The sequence below is a fragment of the Flavobacterium procerum genome, from assembly GCF_042431625.1.
GTDB classification, from domain to species: domain Bacteria; phylum Bacteroidota; class Bacteroidia; order Flavobacteriales; family Flavobacteriaceae; genus Flavobacterium; species Flavobacterium procerum.
The window spans coordinates 1-747 of record NZ_JBHLYW010000025.1; the positions used below are offsets into that span (position 1 = coordinate 1).

Annotated in this window: 1 rRNA gene; it reads right to left on the bottom strand. The window is 37.8% G+C overall.

Annotation, left to right across the window (positions count from 1 at the left end):
• A 16S ribosomal RNA gene (locus ACFFLS_RS22625) occupies positions 1-98 on the bottom strand; the annotation flags it as partial.
• Positions 99-747 lie beyond the last annotated feature (649 nt).

Sequence of the window (747 nt, forward strand, 5' to 3'; positions counted from 1 at the left end):
GCGCCGGTCTCTATATCCGAAGACATATACCCCTCGACTTGCATGTGTTAAGCCTGCCGCTAGCGTTCATCCTGAGCCAGGATCAAACTCTTCATCGTATATTTTAATATTATATATCCGATGCTTTCTCTAGTGGTTATTCTCGAATCCTGCGACTCTATTACTCTTATTCTTTTTGTTCCGATTTGCATCGGAACGGCTGTCAATTCAATATGTCTACGAACGTGTATTTCTTTTTCTTGTTTCGCTTGTCTCTCAAAGCGGGTGCAAAAGTAGAAAACTTATTTCTAACCGGCAAATGTTTTTTGAAGTTTTTTTTTCAGAAAATTTCTTTTCGTTTTTTCTTCTCAAACCTGCCAATCTATCAATGAACTTTCCGTGTTTTGCGGGGTGCAAATGTAAAAGCTTCTTTCGAATCCCGCAAGCTTTTCGCAATCTTTTTTTTCAGATTTTTTTTTCCGATTTGATTGCCTTGCCTGCCAGTGTTTCAGTGAACGCCTTTCGTTGTTGCGGGTGCAAAAGTACACAACAATTCCAGTTACGCAAGACTTTTGCACCTCTTTTTTTGCCTTTTTTTTTAATTATTCCTTAACTCGCTGATAACGGATTCTTTACAACATATCTTTTTTTTCATGTCTGTCGCTTTTTTCTGAATTATGATGCAGTTTTCATGATTTCAAGAGGTTTTCATATCCAACTTTTATCGGGTTTTCAATCTTTCCACCGCTTTTTCGAAGGGAAAACAAG